We start from the raw sequence: 18,827 nt of genomic DNA, 5'->3' as shown, positions 1-18,827 counted from the left end.
GTATGATTATGAAAAAAACTACCCGATCTCCGTTTCACAACGATAATCGGAAATCTACATTAGTAACGCGGGCGGATTGGCGGATATTGTCCGGATCGTTCTTTTTGTCGGAAGAAAAACGGTAACGGGTTGGATTTCAAAATTCGGAAAAAAGCCTTTTCCCGGAAATCCGGTATTTTTATCTATTTTTGTCCGTGCGGGCCGGTCGTTTGCGGGCCGCTTAATTTCGAAAAACGTGGAGAAAACAGATTTTGATCCGAACGCTCCGGGCGTGAATAACGGGCGCTATTTCGGACTTCCTTTTACGCCGGAGCAGGCTCGACTGGTGCTGATGTCCGTTCCGTGGGACGTGACGACCTCTTACCGCGAGGGGACGGCCGGCGGTCCCGATGCAATCCTGGACGCTTCGTTGCAGGTCGATCTGTACGACCTGCACAATCCGGACGGTTGGCGGCAGGGAATCGGGACGCTGCCGGTCGGCGATACGCTGGAACTGCGCGGTAAAAAATTGCGGGAAGAGGCTCGGCGGGTGATCGAACACTGGGAATCGGGCGGTACGGCCGGAGAATCGGTGCGCCGCCGTATCGCGCGGGTCAACGAAGGTTCCGCAAAACTCAATGCGGAAGTGTACGACGAGGCCTGCCGGTGGCTGGACGCCGGTAAAAAAGTGGGGCTGGTCGGCGGCGATCATAGCGTCCCGCTCGGATTGATCCGCGCGGTGGCCGAGCGTAATCCGGGCGTCGGCGTACTGCATGTCGACGCTCATGCCGACCTGCGCCGGGCTTACGAAGGATTTACCTATTCGCACGCTTCCATTATGTATAATGTGTTGAACGAAGCGGCCGGAGTGTCGGCTCTGGTGCAGGTGGGCGTTCGCGATCTCTGCGACGACGAGGCGCGCCTGGCCGCGGCGGATGCGCGTGTCCGCCTGTTCGACGATTACGCGCTGTCCGCCGCGAAGTTCGGCGGCGAAAGTTGGAATGCCGTGTGCGAGCGGATCATCGCCTGCCTGCCCGAAAAGGCGTACGTCAGTTTCGATATCGACGGGCTCGCGCCGGAGTATTGCCCGCATACCGGAACGCCGGTTCCGGGCGGACTGAGTTTCGCCGAAGCGGTTTACCTGCTCGACCGGCTGACCGCTTCGGGTCGCGAGGTGGTCGGGTTCGACCTTTGCGAGGTGGCTCCCGATCCGGCCGGCGACGATGACTGGGACGCCAACGTCGGCGCGCGGATGCTCTATAAACTGTGTAATTTTGCGTTGCGGGGCGGCAGATAGGAGGTTTTGGTATCCTGTTTGCGGTAAGGCTCTGACATTTTGCCGTTTTGCAGCGGCGTTATTTTATCGATTCGACAACGGATTATGACGAGGGCCGTTACTTTCAGACGCAAGCGGAATTTTTTTGTCCGCCACGAAAAGCACCACCGTTTCATGCATAGCCCCTGGGCGGGCGGCGTGATTTTGGTCGCGTTCGCGGTGTTGGCCCTGATTCTGGCCAACATTCCGCAAACCGCCGGGGTCTATCACCACCTGCTTGAGAGCCATCTGACCGTCGGGTTCGACCATTTCCGGCTCAGCAAGCCGCTCGAAGCGTGGATCAACGACGGGTTGATGGTTATTTTCTTTTTCTATGTCGGCTTGGAAATCAAACGCGAGATCATCGCCGGCCAACTTTCCGGGGTGCGCCGCGCCGCGCTTCCGGTGGCGGCGGCGATCGGAGGCATGGCGGTGCCTGCGCTGATTTACGTGCTGATCAACCGGAGCGGCGATTTCCTGTCGGGGTGGGGGATCCCGATGGCAACCGACATCGCATTCGCGATCGGCATCCTGTCGCTACTCGGCAACCGGGTTCCGGTTTCGCTGAAGGTGTTCCTGATGGCGCTGGCCGTAGTCGACGACCTCGGCGGCATCCTGGTGATCGCCGTTTTCTATTCGACCGACATCCAGGTCGGAATGCTCGTGGCGGCGGCCGTCGTGTTCGTCTTCATGATCCTGCTGAAGCGGCTGAATGTTTACAAGATGCGCTATTACCTGATTCTCAGTATCGTGATGTGGATTCTGTTTCTGTATTCGGGGATTCATGCGACGATCGCCGGCGTGCTGATCGCGCTGACGATTCCGTCTACGCCCCGTTTTACGAAACGTTATTTTTCCTACAAGACGCGGTATTACCTGCGTTCGTTCCGCCGGCACGACCGCGAAGGAGTGCAGGTGCTGTCGAACCGCAAACAGCTCGAAGACATCGAGATGGTGCGCTTGGTGGCGACCAATGCGATCAGCCCGTCGCAACGGCTGGAATATGCGCTGCACCACGTCGTCTCCTTTTTTATTATGCCCGTTTTTGCGCTGGCCAACGCCGGGGTCGCGATCAGCGGATTCGGCGACTTGCGCGTGCTGTTGGAGCCGCTGGGGATGGGAATCTTTTTCGGATTGGTGGTCGGCAAGCCGCTGGGCGTATTTCTGTTCAGCCGGCTGGTCGTATGGCTGAAATGGGGAGAATTGCCGCAGGGAGCTACCTGGGCCGGGGTTTTCGGCGTTTCGTGCCTGGCCGGGATCGGATTTACGATGTCGATTTTTATCAATAACCTGGCCTTTGCCGATCCGGCGACGGTGAGTAACGGCAAAATCGCGATTCTGGTGGCGTCGCTGGCCGCCGTGATCGTCGGGTTCGTTTTTACCCGCACGATGGTGAAACGGAAGGAAAATCCGGAAGATTGAAAATATTTGCCCGAAAATGCGGCGAAAATGGTGCATTATTCGCTGAATTTGTTTAAGTTTGCGACTCGTATACGGCTACTGAAAACGTGGCACGGTTTTGAAGACGATTCTGATTATTAATTTATAGTTCTAAAAAAATGAAAAAAGTTGTTATTTTAAGCGGTGTAGCCGCCCTTTTCCTCGGCGCCTGCACCTCGACCGGCGGAGGCAGCCTCAAATCGACCGAAGATTCGCTGGCCTATGCTATGGGCCTGGATATGGGCAGCTATATCCAGAACATGGATACGATGTTGGACGCCAACCTGAATCTGGCGGTGATCGCAAAAGCGATGCAGGACGTTGCCAAGAGCGATACTTCCGTGATGAGCAAGGAGGCCGCCTATAACTTTATGCGCGAATACTACACGGTGGTTAAACCCCGTAAAGACAGTATCGCCAGCGCGGAATTCATCGCCGAAGCCGAAAAAGGAAGCAACGTGAAGAAGACCGCTTCGGGCCTGCTGTACGAGATCGTTGAAATGGGTGACGAGAGCGTGAAACCCGATTCGGCTTCGACCGTACGCGTACTCTACAAGATGACCGACCGCAAAGGAAAGGATCTGCAGAATACCTATGACAGCAAGGATACCGCCAACATTACGTTGAAGGGCGTAATCCCGGGTTGGGCCGAAGGTATGCAGTTGGTAGGCAAAGGCGGCAAAATCAAACTGTGGCTGCCGTCCGAACTGGCTTACGGCAAACAGGGCCGCGGTCAGATGATTCCCGCCAACTCGGCATTGTACTATGAAGTCGATCTGATCGACGTGATTCCTGCGGATTCGGCTACGAAATAATTTTTCGCTCCGAGCAGAGAGATCCGGGAAGCGTGTAAACGCTTCCCGGTTTTTTATCGGTTTCTTTGAAAAGGGGCGGCGGAATTTCGCGGCGGCTATTTGACGATGATCGTCGTCAGGATGTCGCTGCCGACGGCCCGGTTGATCGCCTCTTTGAGCGCCGCGCGCTGCATGAAGATCTCGTTGCGGACGACTGACGAACTGAGGTAGACGAACAACCGTCCGCCCGTCTTGATCTCGAGCCGGACGGTATACGATGCGACGATGTCTCCGACCACGCGCGGCCACACGTCCGGAATCCGCGCTTCGGCTATTTTGCGGGCGATCGTCGGCGTGGACGTGAAAAAATCGTTCAGCGCATCGCCTATCCGGATCGGGTCGCGTCTTCTCATGCCGTTCGGATTTCGCCGTCGGTTACGTTGAACAGGGTGTACCGGCATCCGTTGCTGTGCAGTACGTTTTCGAGCCGGACTTTGTTGCAGTCGGTAATGAAGATCTGACCGAAACGTTCGCTGGTCACGATGCGGATCAACTGTTCGACGCGCTGCATGTCGAGCTTGTCGAAGATGTCGTCCAGCAGCAGGATCGGCCGAACCGGACTGTGGCCGGCTATCAGATCGAACTGGGCCAACTTCAGCGCGATGAGAAACGACTTCTGTTGTCCCTGGGAACCGTATTTGCGCAACGTATAGTCGCCGAGGGTCATACGTAGGTCGTCACGGTGCACGCCGCGCGTAGTGTATTGGTTCGCCCGGTCTTGTGGCTGCGCATCGCGCAAGATTTCATCGAACGGCAGTTGGTTCAGTTCCGACCGGTATTTCAGTTTGATTTGTTCTCGGTCGCCGGACAGTGCGGCGTAATATCGCGCTACGTGCGGCGCCAGTTCGTCAATCAGTTGTTTGCGCCTTGCGTTGATATCCGTTCCGAGAGCCGCCATCTGTAGATCGATCACTTCCATTATTTCGGAAAAGTTCGGCGTTTGCTGCGCCTTGAGCAGTTTGTTCCGTTCGGCGAGCAGGTGGTTGTACCGCACCAATGTCGCGAGGTATTTCCGGTCGAGCTGCGAAATGAGACTGTTCATGTACCTGCGCCGCTCCTCGCCCGATTCGTTGATCAGCGCGGTGTCCGACGGGGTGACCATCACCAGCGGGATCAGTCCGAAGTGATCGGACAGCTTTTCGTACTCCTTCCCGCCGCGGCACAACTTTTTCTGAGAATTTTTTTTGTACGAGCAAACGATGTGCTCGCTGCGATCTTCGGACGTCCGGTAAACGCCGTCGATCAAAAATGCGTCCGCACCGTGGCGTATGCACTGCGAATCGGCAAAATTGAATCCGCTTTTACCGACCGACAGGTAATGTACGGCGTCGAGCAGGTTGGTTTTGCCGGTTCCGTTGTCGCCTACCAGACAGTTGATCTGCGGCGAAAGCTCGATATGGGCTTCCGCAATGTTCTTGAAGTCGATCAGCGACAGTTTGTGGAGGTGCATAAGGTTGTTTTTACGTTCCCAAAGATACTTAATTTTCGGGAATATTCCGCGGCGCGCGGTTTTTTGCTTCCCGGATGCCGACGGAAGGATTTTGCGGGCGTCGCTCCGGAGGCGGGCAAAGATAAAAAAGATGCTGAAATAGTTTTAATTTCCCTAAAAAAGGTTACTTTTGCATTTCGTAAGTATGTAAATTTTAATTTTTGAATCGATTATGGTACAAAACAAACCGCAGGCCGAAAAAGATCCCGAGGTAGCCATCGCATCGGCGATCGGTCGCGTCGAGGCTTTTATCATGCGAAACAGCCGGTCGCTGCTGACCGCTTTGGGAGTCGTTATCATCGTGGTGGGAGGTTTCTTCGGATATAAATACCTGGTCGCCGTTCCTCGGATGGAGAAGGCTTCGGCGATGATGTTCGCCGCCGAGCAGCAGTTCGCCCAGGATTCGTTCAAACTGGCGCTGAACGGGGACGGTAATTTCGCCGGTTTCCTGCAGGTGATCGAAAAATACGGTTCGACCGGAACGGGCAACGTAGCCAGGCATTACGCCGGAATCTGCTACCTGCGCCTGGGACAGTACCAGGAAGCGCTGGACTACCTGACTCAGTACAAAGGCTCGACCGACGACGTGCCGTCCGCTTTGCTGGCCGCGCAGAACTACGGACTGCGGGGCGACGTTTATGTCCAGATGGGCGATTACGCCGAGGCTGCCAAGTCGTATGAAAAAGCCGTCGCCACGAGCAGCGATCCGCTTACGGCGCCTTACTACCTGAAAAAAGCCGGCGAAGTGTACGAAAAGCTCGGCGACAATGCCAAGGCGCTCGCGGCGTACGAGGCGGTCGAGGTCGATTATCCGACCAGCATGGAGGCCCGCGATATTCAGAAATACATCGGGCGAATTCAGCAGCAGTAACCGTTTACGGAATCCATAAACCGAAAGGTTGCTGTGTTGTACGGCAACCTTTTTTGACTTAAACTATAAATAAAAGATATGGCGACGATTCATAAAAATTTGTCGGAAATAGGAACGGAACTGCCCTCGGCGGCGGATATGAGGATCGGCATCGTGGTGTCGGAGTGGAACGAGCAGATCACCGGCGCGTTGCTCGAAGGAGCGGTGCGTACGTTGAAAAACGCCGGGTGCGACGAACAGAATATCGAAGTGAAACGCGTCCCCGGGACGTTCGAACTTTCCCTCGGAGCGCAGTTTTTCGCCGAGTACACCGATGTGGACGGCGTGATCGTGCTGGGCTGCGTGATCCAGGGCGAGACGCGGCATTTCGATTATGTGTGCCAGGGCGTTACGCAGGGCGTTACGCAGTTGATGCTGTCGTGGAACATGCCGGTGGCCTTCGGGGTGCTGACGACTGAGAATTTGCAGCAGGCCATCGACCGTGCCGGTGGAAAGTACGGCAACAAGGGGGACGAAGCCGCCGCTGCGGTCATCAAGATGATCGCTTTGCAGATAGAGATGGAGCCCGAAGAGACCGAAGCCGACCGAAAGAAGATCAACTAATCAGCCTGAAGGTTTTTAGCGTACCGCCAGCCGTTGCCGCCATGCGGTTTCGTCGAAGCCGACCAGCACGAAGTCTGCGGCGACCAACAACGGGCGTTTGACCAGCTTGCCGTCGGAGGCGAGTACGGACAGCAACTCTTCGCGGGTTGCTGTTTCCATTTTTTCTTTCAGGTTCAGTTCCCTGTATTTCAGCCCGCTGGTGTTGAAGAATTTCCGGATCGGCAGTCCGCTGGCGGGAATCCATGCGGAGAGTTCCTGCGCGGTCGGGTTTTGCAGCGTGATGTCGCGCGCTTCGACGTCGATGCCGTTCGCCCGCAGCCATTTGGCGGCTTTGATGCAGGTGCCGCACTTTGGATAGTGAAGAAACAGGTATTTCATGACGTTCCGTTTTTTTTGAAGTACGGACAAATTTAGGAAATTTTTCCGGGCCGCGCCGCAGTTTCGGCAACATAAGAGGGAATCCCGCAAATAGCGGGATTCCCTCTTATGTCCGTAACCGGGTTGTTTTATTTCATCATTTTGTCGAGCGTCTTTTTCAGCGAAGTGATGTCGCGCTGGAACGAGATGATGTCTTGCTCGTGTTCCAGTTCGTCTTCGAGGATTTCGACGGCCATTTTGGCGGTTGTATAGTCGATCCCGCTCGTAAAGTCGGCGATGTCCTGGTAGCGCTTGATTGCACAGCGTTCGCCGCGCAGATTCTGTTCGAGAACGGTTTCGATGTACGGGTCGGTCGGCGCTTCGTATTTGCACCGGGCCATTTTCATCCATTGGTCGGGACTGAGCACGGGCGTGCCGCCGAGCTGGATGATCCGATCGATCAGTTTGACGGCGTGCGACAGTTCTTCGTCGGCATGCTTGAGCATTTCCGATTCGATTTCGCTGCGCATCGGGCCTTCCGTGACGCGCGCGCCTACCCAATATTGGTAGTAGGCCAGCCACTCTTCGCACAGGGCGGCGTTAAGCATTTCGATCAGTTTCTGAACATCGAGGTTTAGCACCTCTGCACTTACCTGTTTCATCGTTTTGCGTTTTAGTGATTAATGACGGTTTGGAAACGGTTCGTGCAAATATTGTGCTAAATCGCGGCGGGATTGTCGGAATGTTTCGGAAAAGTCCCGTGTACAGAATAACTTGGCCCGTTCCGGGTGTTCCTATGCGGACGGTTCGTCCCGGAATTCGTATAACTGGTTGCGCAGGCGCGGCACGAAGCCCGCCTCTCGGATCGCCTGCCGGATACCCTGCGCGTCGAAACGATTGTGCGCGCCGGCCGACGAGACGACGTTTTCTTCGATCATGATCGATCCCATATCGTTGGCGCCGCCGTGCAGCGCCATTTGCGCGGTCGCTTTGCCGACCGTCAGCCACGAAGCCTGTATATTGCGGATGTTGTGCAGGACGATGCGGCTGATCGCGATGATCCGTAGGTATTCGAGCGGAACGAACCGGGCGCTTACGCCCTCGCGTTCGAGCTGCGTTCCGCTCGCGCGGAAGATCCACGGGATGAAGGCGATGAATCCGTAGTTTCCGGCCGGACATTCGGCCTGCAGGTCGCGGATTCGGATCAGGTGTTCGATGCGTTGCCGCGGCGTTTCTACGTGCCCGTACATCATCGTTGCCGAGGTCGCCAGGCCGAGGCGGTGCGCGGTGCGCATGACGTCGAGCCATTGGTCGGCGTTCGGCTTGCCGGGCGAGATAGTCCGCCGCACCCCGTTGTCGAGGATTTCGGCTCCGGCTCCGGGCAGCGAGTCGAGTCCCGCGTCGACCAGCCGTCGCAGCGTCGTTTCCGTGTCCAGCCCGCTGATCCGGGCGATGTGGAATACTTCGGGCGCGCCGAGCGCATGCAGTCGGATCTGCGGATAGCGCGTTTTCAGCTCCCGGAACAGGTTTTCGTAAAAATCGATCCCCAGTTTCGGGTGCAGGCCGCCCTGCAACAACAGTTGGTCGCCGCCCAGCGCGAGGGTTTCCTCGATTTTTTGGGCATACTGTTCGATCGTGGTGACGTAGGCCCGTTCGGTCTGGTGCGGCTTGCAGTGAAAATTGCAGAATTTACAACCCGAAATGCAGACGTTCGTGATGTTGACATTGCGGTCGATTTGCCACGTTACCACGTCGCCCGGAACCTGCTTTTGGCGCAGTTCCCATGCGAGTAACGTCAACTCGCCGGTCGGGGCGGTGTCGTACAGCCGCATCGCCTCGCCGGCGGTCAGCGGTTCGAGGGCGAGCGCCTTGCGGTATATTTTTTCGTTGTCCATCGTTTTTTAAATAGGAAAACCGCTTCTCCGAAGAGAAAGCGGTTCTATTTTCCCACGTTGCGTGGCCGTATTATTCCAGCGAAATGGATTCGGTCGGGCAAACGTCGGCGCAGGTACCGCACTCGGTGCAGGACTCGGGATCGATTACATAGACATCCCCTGCGGAGATAGCTCCCACCGGGCATTCGTCGATGCAGGTACCGCAAGCGGTGCATGTGTCTTTACTGATTTTGTAAGCCATTTTCTGTTTGTTTTAAGAGTTCCACGACGCAAATGTATAATTATTCTATATACGAGTCAAGTTAACAACGAATAAATTTGGCGGATTATTGCAGAAACTCCAGGGCGAATACGGCCATCGTGACCACGCCGTAATCCAGCGCTTGTTCGTCCGGGTTGAACGTAGCGGTGTGCAACGCGCCGCCGCATTCGCCGTTTTTACGCGCGGTGCCGAGCCTGAAAAAGAGGCTGGGGTAGCGTTCCGTGTAGGTGCCGAAATCTTCGGCGGTCATCCGCAGGTCGAGCTCTTCGACGTGCTCCTTGCCCCAGAGTTTGGCGGCGATGCTGCGGGCGCGGACGGTCAGCGCCGGATCGTTGACCACGCACGGATATCCTTCCGGGATTTTCACTTCGGCCGTAACGCAATGGGCCGCGGCGACTCCGGCGGCGATCTCGTGAATGCGCCGTTTGGCCTGCGCGCGCCACCGTTCGTCCATCGTGCGCAGCGTCCCGGCGACTTGTACGACCGGCGGAATGACGTTGGTCGCTCCGTTGGCGATGACCCGCCCGATCGACAGCACGGTCGGGATCGTGGCGTTGTTGTTGCGGCTGACCACCTGTTGCAGCGACGTGATCAGCGCGGCGGCGGCTACGACCGGATCGGTCATCGTGTGCGGCAGGGCGCCGTGGCCGCCGGTGCCGTGTACTTCTATCCACAATTCGTCGCTCGAAGCCATGTACTTTCCGCTGCGGAAACCGAGGTTTCCCACTGCCATTTCCGGGGCGACGTGCTCCCCGACGAATGCGACCACCCGGTAATCGCGGAACGGGTCTTCTGCCATGACCATCGACGCGCCTCCGGGGCAAACCTCTTCGCCGGGCTGGAACAGCCCGAACACGGTTCCGGCGATCTCCGATTTGTGCCGGTTCAGCACGAGCAGCGCGCCGAGCAGGCAGGCGGTGTGCATGTCGTGCCCGCAGGCGTGCATCACTCCGTCGTGCCGGGAGGCGCATTCGAGTCCGGTTTCCTCCCAGATCGGCAGCGCGTCCGTGTCGGCCCTGAGCACCACGCAGCGTTGCAGGTCGCCGTGCCCTTCGATGCGCGCCAGGATACCCGTTCCGGCGATCCTGCGGAACAGGATTCCCGCTTCGGTAAGCTGTGCGGCGATGTAATCCGCCGTTTCGTGCTCTTCGAACGACAGCTCCGGCCGGGAGTGGATCGTCCTGCGGACGGTCAATACCTGTTCGGAAACGGCCTTCGCGTGTTTTTTAATCGATTCGTAGTCCATAGGTTCTCGGTTTTTAGAATAACGCGCGGGCGATCTTGACCATGTTGTCGGTCTTTCCCATCGTGTAAAAATGCAGGACGGGAATTCCGGCCGCGATCAGCTCGCGTCCCTGTGCAATGGCCCATTCGACGCCCGCTTCGCGCACTTCGGCGTTGTTGTTACACCGCTTCACCGTTTCGACCAACGCTTCGGGCAGGTCGACATGGAAAATCTGAGGCAGCATCGTGAGCTGGGCTTTCGTCGAGAACGGCTTGATGCCCGGAACGATCGGCACGTCGATTCCGGCCGCGCGGCAGTCGTCGATGAACGACAGGATTTTCGCGCTGTCGAAACTCATCTGCGTGATGATGTACGCGGCGCCGGCGTCTACTTTCTCTTTCAGCCGGCGCAGGTCTTCGGCTTTGTTCGGGGCTTCGGCGTGTTTCTCGGGGTAACCGGCCACGCCGATGCAGAAATTCGTGTTGTGGCACTGTTCGACCTCGCCGTCGATGAAAACGCCTCGGTTCATCCGTTCGATCTGCTCGACCAGCTCCGACGCGTGCAGGTGTCCGTCCGGGTGGTTGCGGAACGTGTGTTCTCCTTTCAGATTGTCTCCGCGGAGCGCCAGCACGTTTTGTATTCCCAGGAAGTCCAGGTCGATCAGGGCGTCTTCGATGTCGTAGCGCGACTGGCCGCCGCAGATCAGGTGCGGGATGACGGTCAGGCCGTACCGCTGCATGATGGCCGCCGAAATGCCGACCGTCCCCGGCCGCCGGCGTACCGTGTGCCGTTCGAGCAGACCGTTTTCTTTTTCGACGTATTTGACGTCCTCGCGGTGGTAGGTGACGCTACAGAAGATCGGGGAGAATTCCATAAGCGGGTCGATCGCTTCGAACGTGCGCTGTGTTCCGTCGCCTTTGAGCGGCGGCAGCAGTTCGAACGAGAAACGGGGTTTGCCTTCCGCGCCGGCTTTTCGTATGATGTCGGTAATGTGCATGAAATAGGTTTTTAATTTCGCTATGGCGCTACCGCAGGTGCTGCGGCATGATTGTTTTCAGTTTTTCCGGATCGACGTTCCTCCTTGCCGCGTAATCGGCGAGTTGTTCGCCGTCTATCTTGTCTATCGAGAAGTTACGGGCCTCCTCGCAGCCGAAGATCAGGCCGCAGGTCGATTCGCCGGGCGTCATCATGTACGATTCGGTCAGCGCGATGCCGGTCGCTTCGGTCACCCGCATCAGCCGGAAGATGTCCTCTTTCATCGAGTGATCCGGGCACGAGGGGTAGCCGAATGCCGGGCGGATACCCCGGTACCGTCCGGCGAACAGCTCTTTCGGCGTGAATGCGTCCGGTTTTTCGTATCCCCACAGTTCGGTGCGCACCCGCCGGTGCAACGTTTCGGCGAAGGCTTCGGCCAGCCGGTCGCCGAGCAACTTGGTCATGATGGCGCGGTAGTCGTCGTTGTCGCGGCGGAAACGTTCGGCCAGTTCGTTCAGGCCGATGCCCGCCGTTACGGCGAACGCGCCGACGTAGTCTGCTATTCCGCTGCCTGCCGGAGCGACGAAGTCGGCCAGCGACAGGTTCGTTTCGTCGTCGGGTTGTTGGTTGCGCAACTGCGGCAGCCGCAGGAGTTCCTGCCGCCGGCTGTCGTCTGCGTACAGCACGATGTCGTCGCCGTCGCCGGTCGCCGGGTAAATTCCGACGACGCCGTTGGTCCTCAGCCATTTGTTGTCGATGATTTGCTGCAATAGCTCCTGCGCGTCAGCGAACAGTTTGCGGGCTTCTTCGCCTTTGATCGGGTCGTCCAGCAGGGCGGGGTAGCGTCCGGCCAGTCCCCAGCCGGCAAAAAAGTAACTCCAGTTGATCAGTTTCGCGATTTCGTCCAACGGGTAGTCCGCGAAAACGAAACGTCCCGTGCGCGCGGGCCGCGCGATCCGGCTCGTGTCGATTCTCAGTGCGCGGGCGCGGGCTTCGGCGAGCGTGCGGTAGGTTTTGCCGCTCTCTTTGCGGACGAACTCTTCGCGCAGCCGCTGCTGCTCTGTCCGCAGGTTCCGCAAAAAGTCTTCGCGGTGCGCCGAATTCAGTTCGCCGAGTATCCGCACGTCTTCCGACGCGTCTTTGACGTGGATCACCGGGCCGCTGTACAGCGGGGCCAGTTTGACCGCCGTGTGCATGTCCGACGTGGTGGCGCCGCCGATCAGAATCGGGATCTTCAGGCCCATCTGTTCGACCGAGACGATTACTTTGGCCATCTCCTCGAGCGACGGGGTAATCAGTCCGCTGAGTCCGATCACGTCGGCCTGCCATTTCGAGGCGGCGTCGGCGATCCGTCCCGTCTCGACCATCACGCCGAGGTCTTCGATCTGATAGCCGTTGCAGGCCAGCACCACCGAGACGATGTTTTTGCCGATGTCGTGCACGTCGCCCTTGACCGTCGCCACGACGATCCTCCCGGCCGATGCGGCGCGTCCTTCGCTGCGCTCCTGTTCGATGTAGGGAGTCAGCACCGCGACGGCGCGTTTCATCACGCGGGCGCTCTTGACCACCTGCGGCAGGAACATCTTTCCGCTGCCGAACAATTCGCCGACCCGGTTCATGCCGTTCATCAGCGGCCCTTCGATCACGGCCAGCGCATTGCCCAGCGACCGGTAGGCTTCTTCGGTGTCTTCGTCGATAAAATCGGTGATTCCTTTCAGCATGGCGTGCGCCAGCCGTTCGTCGACACTCCCTTTGCGCCACTGTAGCCGTTGCGTATCGTCGGACACGGTGCCGCTTTTATCCTTGAGTTGCTGTGCGTATGCGGTCAGCCGTTCGGTCGCGTCGGGACGCCGGTTCAGCACGACGTTTTCGCATAGTTCCAGCAATTCGGAAGGAATTTCGCTGTACACCTGCAGCATCGACGGGTTGACGATGCCCATGTCCATCCCTTCGGCGATCGCATGGTACAGGAATACCGAATGCATCGCCTCGCGCACCTTGTTGTTGCCTCGGAACGAGAACGACAGGTTGCTGACCCCGCCGCTGACCTTCGCATACGGACAGTTGGCCTTGATCCAGCCGCAGGCGCGGATGAAGTCGATGCCGTAGCCGTCGTGTTCTTCGATACCGGTGGCTACCGACAGCACGTTGGGATCGAAGATGATGTCTTCGGCCGGGAAGCCGTTTTCGGTCAGCAATTCGTAGGCGCGGCCGGCGACCGCGATTTTCCGTTCGAAAGTATCGGCCTGACCCTGTTCGTCGAACAGCATTACGACGGCCGCCGCTCCGTAACGGCGGATCAGTCCGGCCCGGTGCAGGAACTCCCGCTCGCCTTCTTTCAACGAGATCGAGTTGACTACCGATTTACCCTGCACGCATTTGAGCCCCGTTTCGAGCACTTCCCATTTCGACGAGTCGATCATGACCGGGACCCGTGCGATGTCCGGTTCGGACATCACGAGGTTCAGGAAGTCGCGCATCGCCGTCGGGCCGTCGATCAGCCCGTCGTCCATGCAGATATCGACGATCTGAGCGCCGCCTTCGACTTGCTGCCGCGCTACGGACAGCGCTTCTTCGTATTTTTTTTCACGGATCAAGCCGGCGAATTTGGCCGATCCGGCCACGTTCGTCCGTTCGCCGACGTTGACGAAGTTAGCTTCGGGCGTGATCCGCAGCGTTTCCAGTCCGCTGAGCGTAGTTACGTGCTCCGGTTCCGGGATTGCGCGCGGCGTGTATTTCGATGCGACTTGCGCGATGGCGGCGATGTGTTCCGGCGTCGTGCCGCAGCATCCGCCGACGATGTTCAGCAGGCCTTTGTCCAGGTAGGTTCCGATCGTTGCCGCCATCATTTCGGGCGTTTCGTCGTAACCGCCGAAGCCGTTCGGCAGTCCGGCGTTCGGGTGCGACGATACGGCGCACCCGGCGACCGCCGCCAGCCGTTCGATGTAAGGCAGCATCAGTTCGGCGCCGTAGCCGCAGTTCAGTCCTACCGAAAAAGGATTCGCATGGGCGATCGAAGCGTAGAAAGCCTCGATCGTTTGCCCGGACAGCGTCCGTCCGCTGGCGTCGGTGATGGTTCCGGAGACCATCACCGGAATCCGTCTTCCGCGTTCGGCGAAAGTCTCCTCGATGGCGAACAGCGCGGCTTTCGCGTTCAGCGTGTCGAAGATCGTCTCGATCAGCAGCACGTCCGCTCCGCCGTCCAGCAGACCGCGCACCTGTTCGGCATAGGATGCCCGAAGGTCGTCGAACGTCACCGCCCGGTAACCCGGATTGTTGACGTCCGGCGAGATCGACGCCGTGCGATTGGTCGGGCCGATCGAACCGGCTACGAAGCGCGGTTTCGATGGATTGCGGAGCGTATAGCCGTCGGCGACTTTGCGGGCCAGCGCCGCCGCCGCCCGGTTCATCTCATAAACATACGCCTCGAGCCCGTAATCGGCCATCGATACCGCGCTGGCGTTGAACGTGTCGGTCGAGATGATGTCGGCTCCCGCTTTGAGATAGGCTTCGTGGATTTCGGCGATCACTTGCGGACGGGTCAGCACGAGCAGGTCGTTGCACCCTTTCAGCAGGATTTTCCAATCTGCAAAACGCGTTCCGCGGTAATCCTCTTCGCTCAGGCCGTAGCCCTGTATCATCGTTCCGAGTCCGCCGTCGAGGATCAGGATTCGGCGCGCGCTCTGGTCGTGTATCGAAAATTTCAGCATACGTAAATTGTGGAGTCGGCCCTACTTCGGATGGACCGAAATTTCGAATAGTTTGTTCCAGTTTTTGCCGGTGACGAAAATCCGGCCCGTTCTGGCGTCGTAGGCGATGCCATTCAGCACGTCGGTCGCCGGCGTGACGTCCGCTTCGGAGAGCAGTCCGCTCATGTCGATCGCTCCGGTCACCGCGCCGGTCTGCGGGTCGATCCGGATGATGGTGTCGGTCATGTAGACGTTGGCCCAGATTTCGCCTTTGATCCACTCCATCTCGTTGACGTAGGCTACCTTGCTCTGGTCGGTATAGACTTCGATCGTGCGTATCCGCCGGAAAGTTTCCGGGTCGAGGACATAAATTTTTTCGCTGCCGTCGCTCATATACAGGTGCTTCCCGTCGGTGGTCAGTCCCCAGCCTTCGCCGCTGTAATCGAATTCGCCGACTTTGTCGAACGTTTCCAGATCGTAGACGAACGCCTTGTTGTTTTGCCAGGTCAGTTGGTACAGCTTGCCGTCCAGCAGCGCGAGGCCTTCGCCGAACAGGTTGTCGTCCAGTTTTTTGGTGACGACCGGCCTGCCGGTGGCGAGTTCGACCCTGCGTACCGACGAACGTCCCTCGAGGCCGGTGCTTTCGTACAGCGAGCCGTTGTGCCACAGCAGGCCCTGCGTATACGAGTCGGCGTTGTGCGGATATTGCCTGAGCACCTTGTGTCCGTACAGTATGGGCGCTTTTGCGGCCAGGATGGTAAATTCGCCGGTGCGGCTGTCGCTGTCGCCGTCGCGGTAGGCGGTGATTCGGTAAACGATCCGTCCGGTGGGGTGTTTCCCGTCGGTGGCATACACGTAACCCGCCGTGTCGAGCGCCGTCACGCGGCTGCCGCCGATCGACAAAACGACGCTATCGACTTCCGCGCCGAGTTCCGCTACGATCCGCTGCGATTCCCCCTGCGTGACGTAGGTGCCGTACAGCGGCGATACGCTGCGTATCAGGCCGGCTTTTTTCTTTTCCGTCTGTTCCCGTTTCTTTTCAGAAACGCCGTCGGCTTTCGCTCCTCCGGTTCCTACGCATGCGCTTAACAGGCAAAACAGCAGTACGACCAGCGGCGATATGTTTTTCCGGATGTCCATAAATTATGAATTCACAGGTTACAAAGGTACGAAAAAATAGTATCTTTGCCTCACTGATATTACGTAAAAACGAACGAAAGCAGTATACAAAAATTTAAAAAGATCGAAACCAAATGCTGACACTTAAGCAAATCAGGGAAGACAAGGCGTTTACGCTGGAACGTTTGGCCGTCAAGGGGGTGGATGCCACAGAGGCCGTCGAGAAGATCGAAGCGCTGGACGATGAACGTAAATCTATTCAGGCTCAATTGGATGCATGCCTGGCGCAGCAAAATGCCATCGCCAAGGAAGTGGGTATGCTGTTCAAACAGGGCAAAAAGGAGGAGGCCGAAGCCGCTAAGGCGAAAACGGTTCAGTTGAAGGAACGCTCGCGGAGCATGGAGGAGCGGTTGCGGGCCGTAGGCGAAGAGCTGAACGCCGTGATCGTGACGTTGCCGAATTTCCCGAACAAGGACGTGCCGCGCGGCAAGACGGCGGCCGATAACGTGGTGGTGCGTATGGGCGGGACGAATCCCGCGCTTCCGGAAGGAGCGTTGCCGCACTGGGAATTGGCCCGCAAATACGACCTGATCGATTTCGAACTGGGTGTCAAGCTGACCGGGGCCGGTTTTCCCGTTTATAAAGGCAAGGGCGCTGCGCTGCAGCGCGCGTTGATCGCGTTTTTCCTCGACTGCAATACGGCTGCCGGTTATACCGAGATCATGCCGCCGCTGATGGTCAACGAGGCGTCGGGCTTCGGTACCGGGCAGTTGCCCGACAAAGAGGGGCAGATGTACCATGTGACGCTCGACAATTACTACCTGATCCCGACGGCCGAAGTGCCCGTGACGAACATCTACCGCGACGTAATCCTCGACGAATCCGATTTTCCGATCAAGATGACCGCTTATACGCCCTGTTTCCGCCGGGAAGCGGGCTCCTACGGCAAGGATGTGCGCGGATTGAACCGGCTGCACCAGTTCGATAAGGTGGAGATCGTCCAACTGGCGCATCCCGACCGCTCTTACGAGGCGCTGGACGGGATGATCGCGCATGTGGAAAGCATTGTCCAAAAACTGGAACTGCCGTACCGGATTCTGCGACTTTGCGGCGGCGACATGAGTTTCACGTCGGCGATTACGTATGATTTCGAAGTCTATTCGGCGGCGCAGGGACGTTGGCTCGAGGTGTCGTCCGTATCGAATTTCGAGTCGTTCCAGGCAAACCGGTTGAAGCTGCGCTACCGCGATGCTCATAAGAAAACGCAGTTGGCCCATACGCTGAACGGCAGTTCGCTGGCTCTGCCGCGTATCCTGGCGGCGTTGCTGGAGAACAACCAGACTCCGGAGAATATTCGTATCCCGGCGGCGTTGGCCCAATACACGCGTTTCGACCGGATCTGACGACCGGGTTTTAAAAACGGACGGCAGGCCTCGCGGGGCTGCCGTCCGTTTTTTTATGGGTATCCGACGTTCCTGTCGCGGCGGGCGGAGCAAACTCCGGTATGCGCCGTGGGCGTGCCGGAGTGAGTGCCGGTTTCGGAAGCGCGGGAACGGTTTTCCGCTTCCGGCGTTTCCGGCCGGGGCCGAATTACCGCACCGGAGTGTAGTCGATCGTCGATTCTTCGTCGGTCGCTTCCAGCTTGAAAATCACGGGACGCAGTCCGTCGTTGCAACTGCAGATCGCCATTCCCGGTTTCCGGATCCAGTCGCCGTAATAGAAAAGACCGTTTCCCGCTCCGTGGGCCAGGGCGAACGCGTATTGGTAGATCGCTTTCCACGCTTCGTCGCAGAATCCTTCGGGGCGGGCGTAATCCGCATAAAACGTTTGTCCCTGTTTCAGCATCGGGCATGCGGTCAGTCCTTCGGCCCCGTACTCTTTGGCCAGTTCTTCGTCCAGGGTGGTTTTCAGCACCGTTATTTTCACTTTTTTCATATCGGATCTGTTTTTGCCCTGCGTCGGGTAAGATCGTCTGTGCCGGCGGGGGCAGGATGCGTTTTCTTAAAAATAACGAATTTTGGGAAATTCTTTTTCAGGCTCCTTTGCAAACGGGTTGTTCCGGGAAGCGGTTATTTTTTGTCCTTTTTTTTGAACAGATAGGTCTTCGATTCGCTGTGGTCGAACAGCCGCTGGATGTTCCTGCGGTGGGTATACAGCAGCAACACCGCGATGACGCAACTGAATACGATCAGCGATACCGACCGTTCGCCGAATACGCCGATTACGAAGATCGGGAACGCGATCCCGGCGCTGATCGAACCGAGCGATACGTAGTGGGTGGTTACGAAGACGATCCCGAAAATCAGCAGGCACAACAACACGGCCGACGGATAGACGGCCAACACCGCTCCCGCCAGCGTGGCGACGCCCTTGCCGCCGCGAAACCCGGCGAACAGCGGCAGGATATGCCCGATCACGGCTGCCGCCACCAGCGCGATCTTCAGGTCGAACATCGCGTCGCTGCCGTTTTCGTAAGCGGTCAGGTGCGACAGCATCACCGCGACGAATCCTTTCAGCATGTCGATCCCGAAGACAGGAAGCGCCGCCCGCAGCCCCAGCACGCGCAGCGTGTTGGTCGCTCCGGCGTTATGGCTGCCGTGTTCGCGGACATCGATGCCGTAAAAGCGGCGGCCGATCCATACGGCGCTCGGAATGGATCCCAGCAGATAAGCAATGACGATTAAGGTTATATTGAGTACCATGATTTTTCGCGTTAAGCCGCAAAATTAGGCAAATAAAACGCATAAACGAAAT

The 18,827-nt window shown here is 57.9% G+C and carries 18 protein-coding genes; 6 read left to right on the top strand and 12 right to left on the bottom strand.

The features are described 5' to 3' along the window. Positions 1–235 precede the first annotated feature (235 nt). The 3 genes from GFH31_RS04000 to GFH31_RS03990 all read left to right on the top strand — a co-directional run bounded on the left by GFH31_RS04000 (position 236) and on the right by GFH31_RS03990 (position 3,549). Entirely contained in the window at positions 236–1,276 is a 1,041-nt protein-coding gene (locus GFH31_RS04000) for an agmatinase family protein (protein WP_153518039.1), read from the top strand. Between the two features lie 153 nt (positions 1,277–1,429). Beyond that, positions 1,430–2,716, top strand: coding sequence for a Na+/H+ antiporter NhaA (gene nhaA, locus GFH31_RS03995; RefSeq protein ID WP_253906348.1), 1,287 nt, complete (start codon positions 1,430–1,432; stop codon positions 2,714–2,716). 137 nt (positions 2,717–2,853) lie between these two features. Continuing rightward, entirely contained in the window at positions 2,854–3,549 is a 696-nt protein-coding gene (locus GFH31_RS03990) for an FKBP-type peptidyl-prolyl cis-trans isomerase (protein ID WP_055204703.1), read from the top strand. Between the two features lie 95 nt (positions 3,550–3,644). On the opposite strand, the gene GFH31_RS03985 is transcribed toward GFH31_RS03990, so the two are convergent. After that, positions 3,645–3,941 carry a DUF721 domain-containing protein gene (locus GFH31_RS03985; protein WP_101572517.1) on the bottom strand — a complete coding sequence of 99 codons (297 nt, stop codon included), beginning with the start codon at positions 3,939–3,941 and terminating at the stop codon, positions 3,645–3,647. Beyond that, entirely contained in the window at positions 3,938–5,038 is a 1,101-nt protein-coding gene (gene recF, locus GFH31_RS03980) for a DNA replication/repair protein RecF (protein ID WP_055204707.1), read from the bottom strand. Before recF ends, GFH31_RS03985 begins: the two co-directional genes overlap by 4 nt. A gap of 211 nt (positions 5,039–5,249) precedes the next feature. On the opposite strand from recF, the gene GFH31_RS03975 reads away from it, so the two are divergent. After that, positions 5,250–5,948, top strand: coding sequence for a tetratricopeptide repeat protein (locus GFH31_RS03975; RefSeq protein WP_101572521.1), 699 nt, complete (start codon positions 5,250–5,252; stop codon positions 5,946–5,948). A gap of 78 nt (positions 5,949–6,026) precedes the next feature. Continuing rightward, positions 6,027–6,551 (top strand): 6,7-dimethyl-8-ribityllumazine synthase, encoded by a 525-nt coding sequence (gene ribH, locus GFH31_RS03970; RefSeq protein WP_055204711.1) that lies wholly within the window; start codon positions 6,027–6,029, stop codon positions 6,549–6,551. A gap of 15 nt (positions 6,552–6,566) precedes the next feature. Here the strand turns inward: ribH and GFH31_RS03965 are convergent, their stop codons facing one another. The 8 genes from GFH31_RS03965 to GFH31_RS03930 all read right to left on the bottom strand — a co-directional run bounded on the left by GFH31_RS03965 (position 6,567) and on the right by GFH31_RS03930 (position 16,094). After that, on the bottom strand, positions 6,567–6,929 hold the full coding sequence (locus tag GFH31_RS03965; RefSeq protein WP_055204713.1) for an arsenate reductase family protein: 363 nt from the start codon (positions 6,927–6,929) through the stop codon (positions 6,567–6,569). A gap of 128 nt (positions 6,930–7,057) precedes the next feature. After that, positions 7,058–7,570, bottom strand: a complete 513-nt coding sequence (locus GFH31_RS03960; protein ID WP_055204716.1) for a ferritin-like domain-containing protein — start codon at positions 7,568–7,570, stop codon at positions 7,058–7,060. Positions 7,571–7,702: 132 nt separating this feature from the next. Next, positions 7,703–8,803: a cyclic dehypoxanthinyl futalosine synthase gene (gene mqnC / locus GFH31_RS03955; protein ID WP_118457833.1), complete on the bottom strand. Its 1,101-nt coding sequence runs from the start codon at positions 8,801–8,803 to the stop codon at positions 7,703–7,705. A 70-nt stretch (positions 8,804–8,873) separates the two neighbouring features. Continuing rightward, entirely contained in the window at positions 8,874–9,044 is a 171-nt protein-coding gene (locus tag GFH31_RS03950) for a DUF362 domain-containing protein (protein WP_055204719.1), read from the bottom strand. An 85-nt stretch (positions 9,045–9,129) separates the two neighbouring features. Beyond that, positions 9,130–10,311, bottom strand: coding sequence for a M20 family metallopeptidase (locus tag GFH31_RS03945; RefSeq protein WP_055204722.1), 1,182 nt, complete (start codon positions 10,309–10,311; stop codon positions 9,130–9,132). 13 nt (positions 10,312–10,324) lie between these two features. Continuing rightward, positions 10,325–11,287, bottom strand: coding sequence for a methylenetetrahydrofolate reductase (locus tag GFH31_RS03940; protein ID WP_101572525.1), 963 nt, complete (start codon positions 11,285–11,287; stop codon positions 10,325–10,327). Between the two features lie 28 nt (positions 11,288–11,315). After that, the gene (gene metH / locus GFH31_RS03935) at positions 11,316–14,975 is read right to left on the bottom strand and encodes a methionine synthase (RefSeq protein WP_153498177.1); all 3,660 of its coding nucleotides are present in this window, start codon (positions 14,973–14,975) and stop codon (positions 11,316–11,318) included. Between the two features lie 21 nt (positions 14,976–14,996). After that, a complete protein-coding gene (locus GFH31_RS03930) occupies positions 14,997–16,094 on the bottom strand; it encodes a glutaminyl-peptide cyclotransferase (RefSeq protein ID WP_101572528.1) in 1,098 nt (365 codons plus the stop codon). Positions 16,095–16,207: 113 nt separating this feature from the next. Between GFH31_RS03930 and serS the strand changes: the two genes are divergently transcribed. Then, the gene (gene serS, locus GFH31_RS03925; RefSeq protein WP_101572530.1) at positions 16,208–17,476 is read left to right on the top strand and encodes a serine--tRNA ligase; all 1,269 of its coding nucleotides are present in this window, start codon (positions 16,208–16,210) and stop codon (positions 17,474–17,476) included. A 187-nt stretch (positions 17,477–17,663) separates the two neighbouring features. Here the strand turns inward: serS and GFH31_RS03920 are convergent, their stop codons facing one another. Both GFH31_RS03920 and plsY read right to left on the bottom strand, forming a co-directional pair. Further along, complete coding sequence (locus tag GFH31_RS03920) at positions 17,664–18,008, bottom strand: TIGR04076 family protein (protein WP_101572532.1); 345 nt, start codon at positions 18,006–18,008, stop codon at positions 17,664–17,666. Positions 18,009–18,142: 134 nt separating this feature from the next. Further along, on the bottom strand, positions 18,143–18,775 hold the full coding sequence (gene plsY, locus GFH31_RS03915; RefSeq protein WP_101572534.1) for a glycerol-3-phosphate 1-O-acyltransferase PlsY: 633 nt from the start codon (positions 18,773–18,775) through the stop codon (positions 18,143–18,145). Positions 18,776–18,827: the final 52 nt, after the last annotated feature.

The organism is Alistipes sp. dk3624 (assembly GCF_009557455.1).
Taxonomy (GTDB): Bacteria; Bacteroidota; Bacteroidia; order Bacteroidales; family Rikenellaceae; genus Alistipes_A; species Alistipes_A hominis.
The sequence above is the reverse complement of the archived record's forward strand: the minus strand, read 5'-3'. Positions and strand labels throughout refer to the sequence as shown.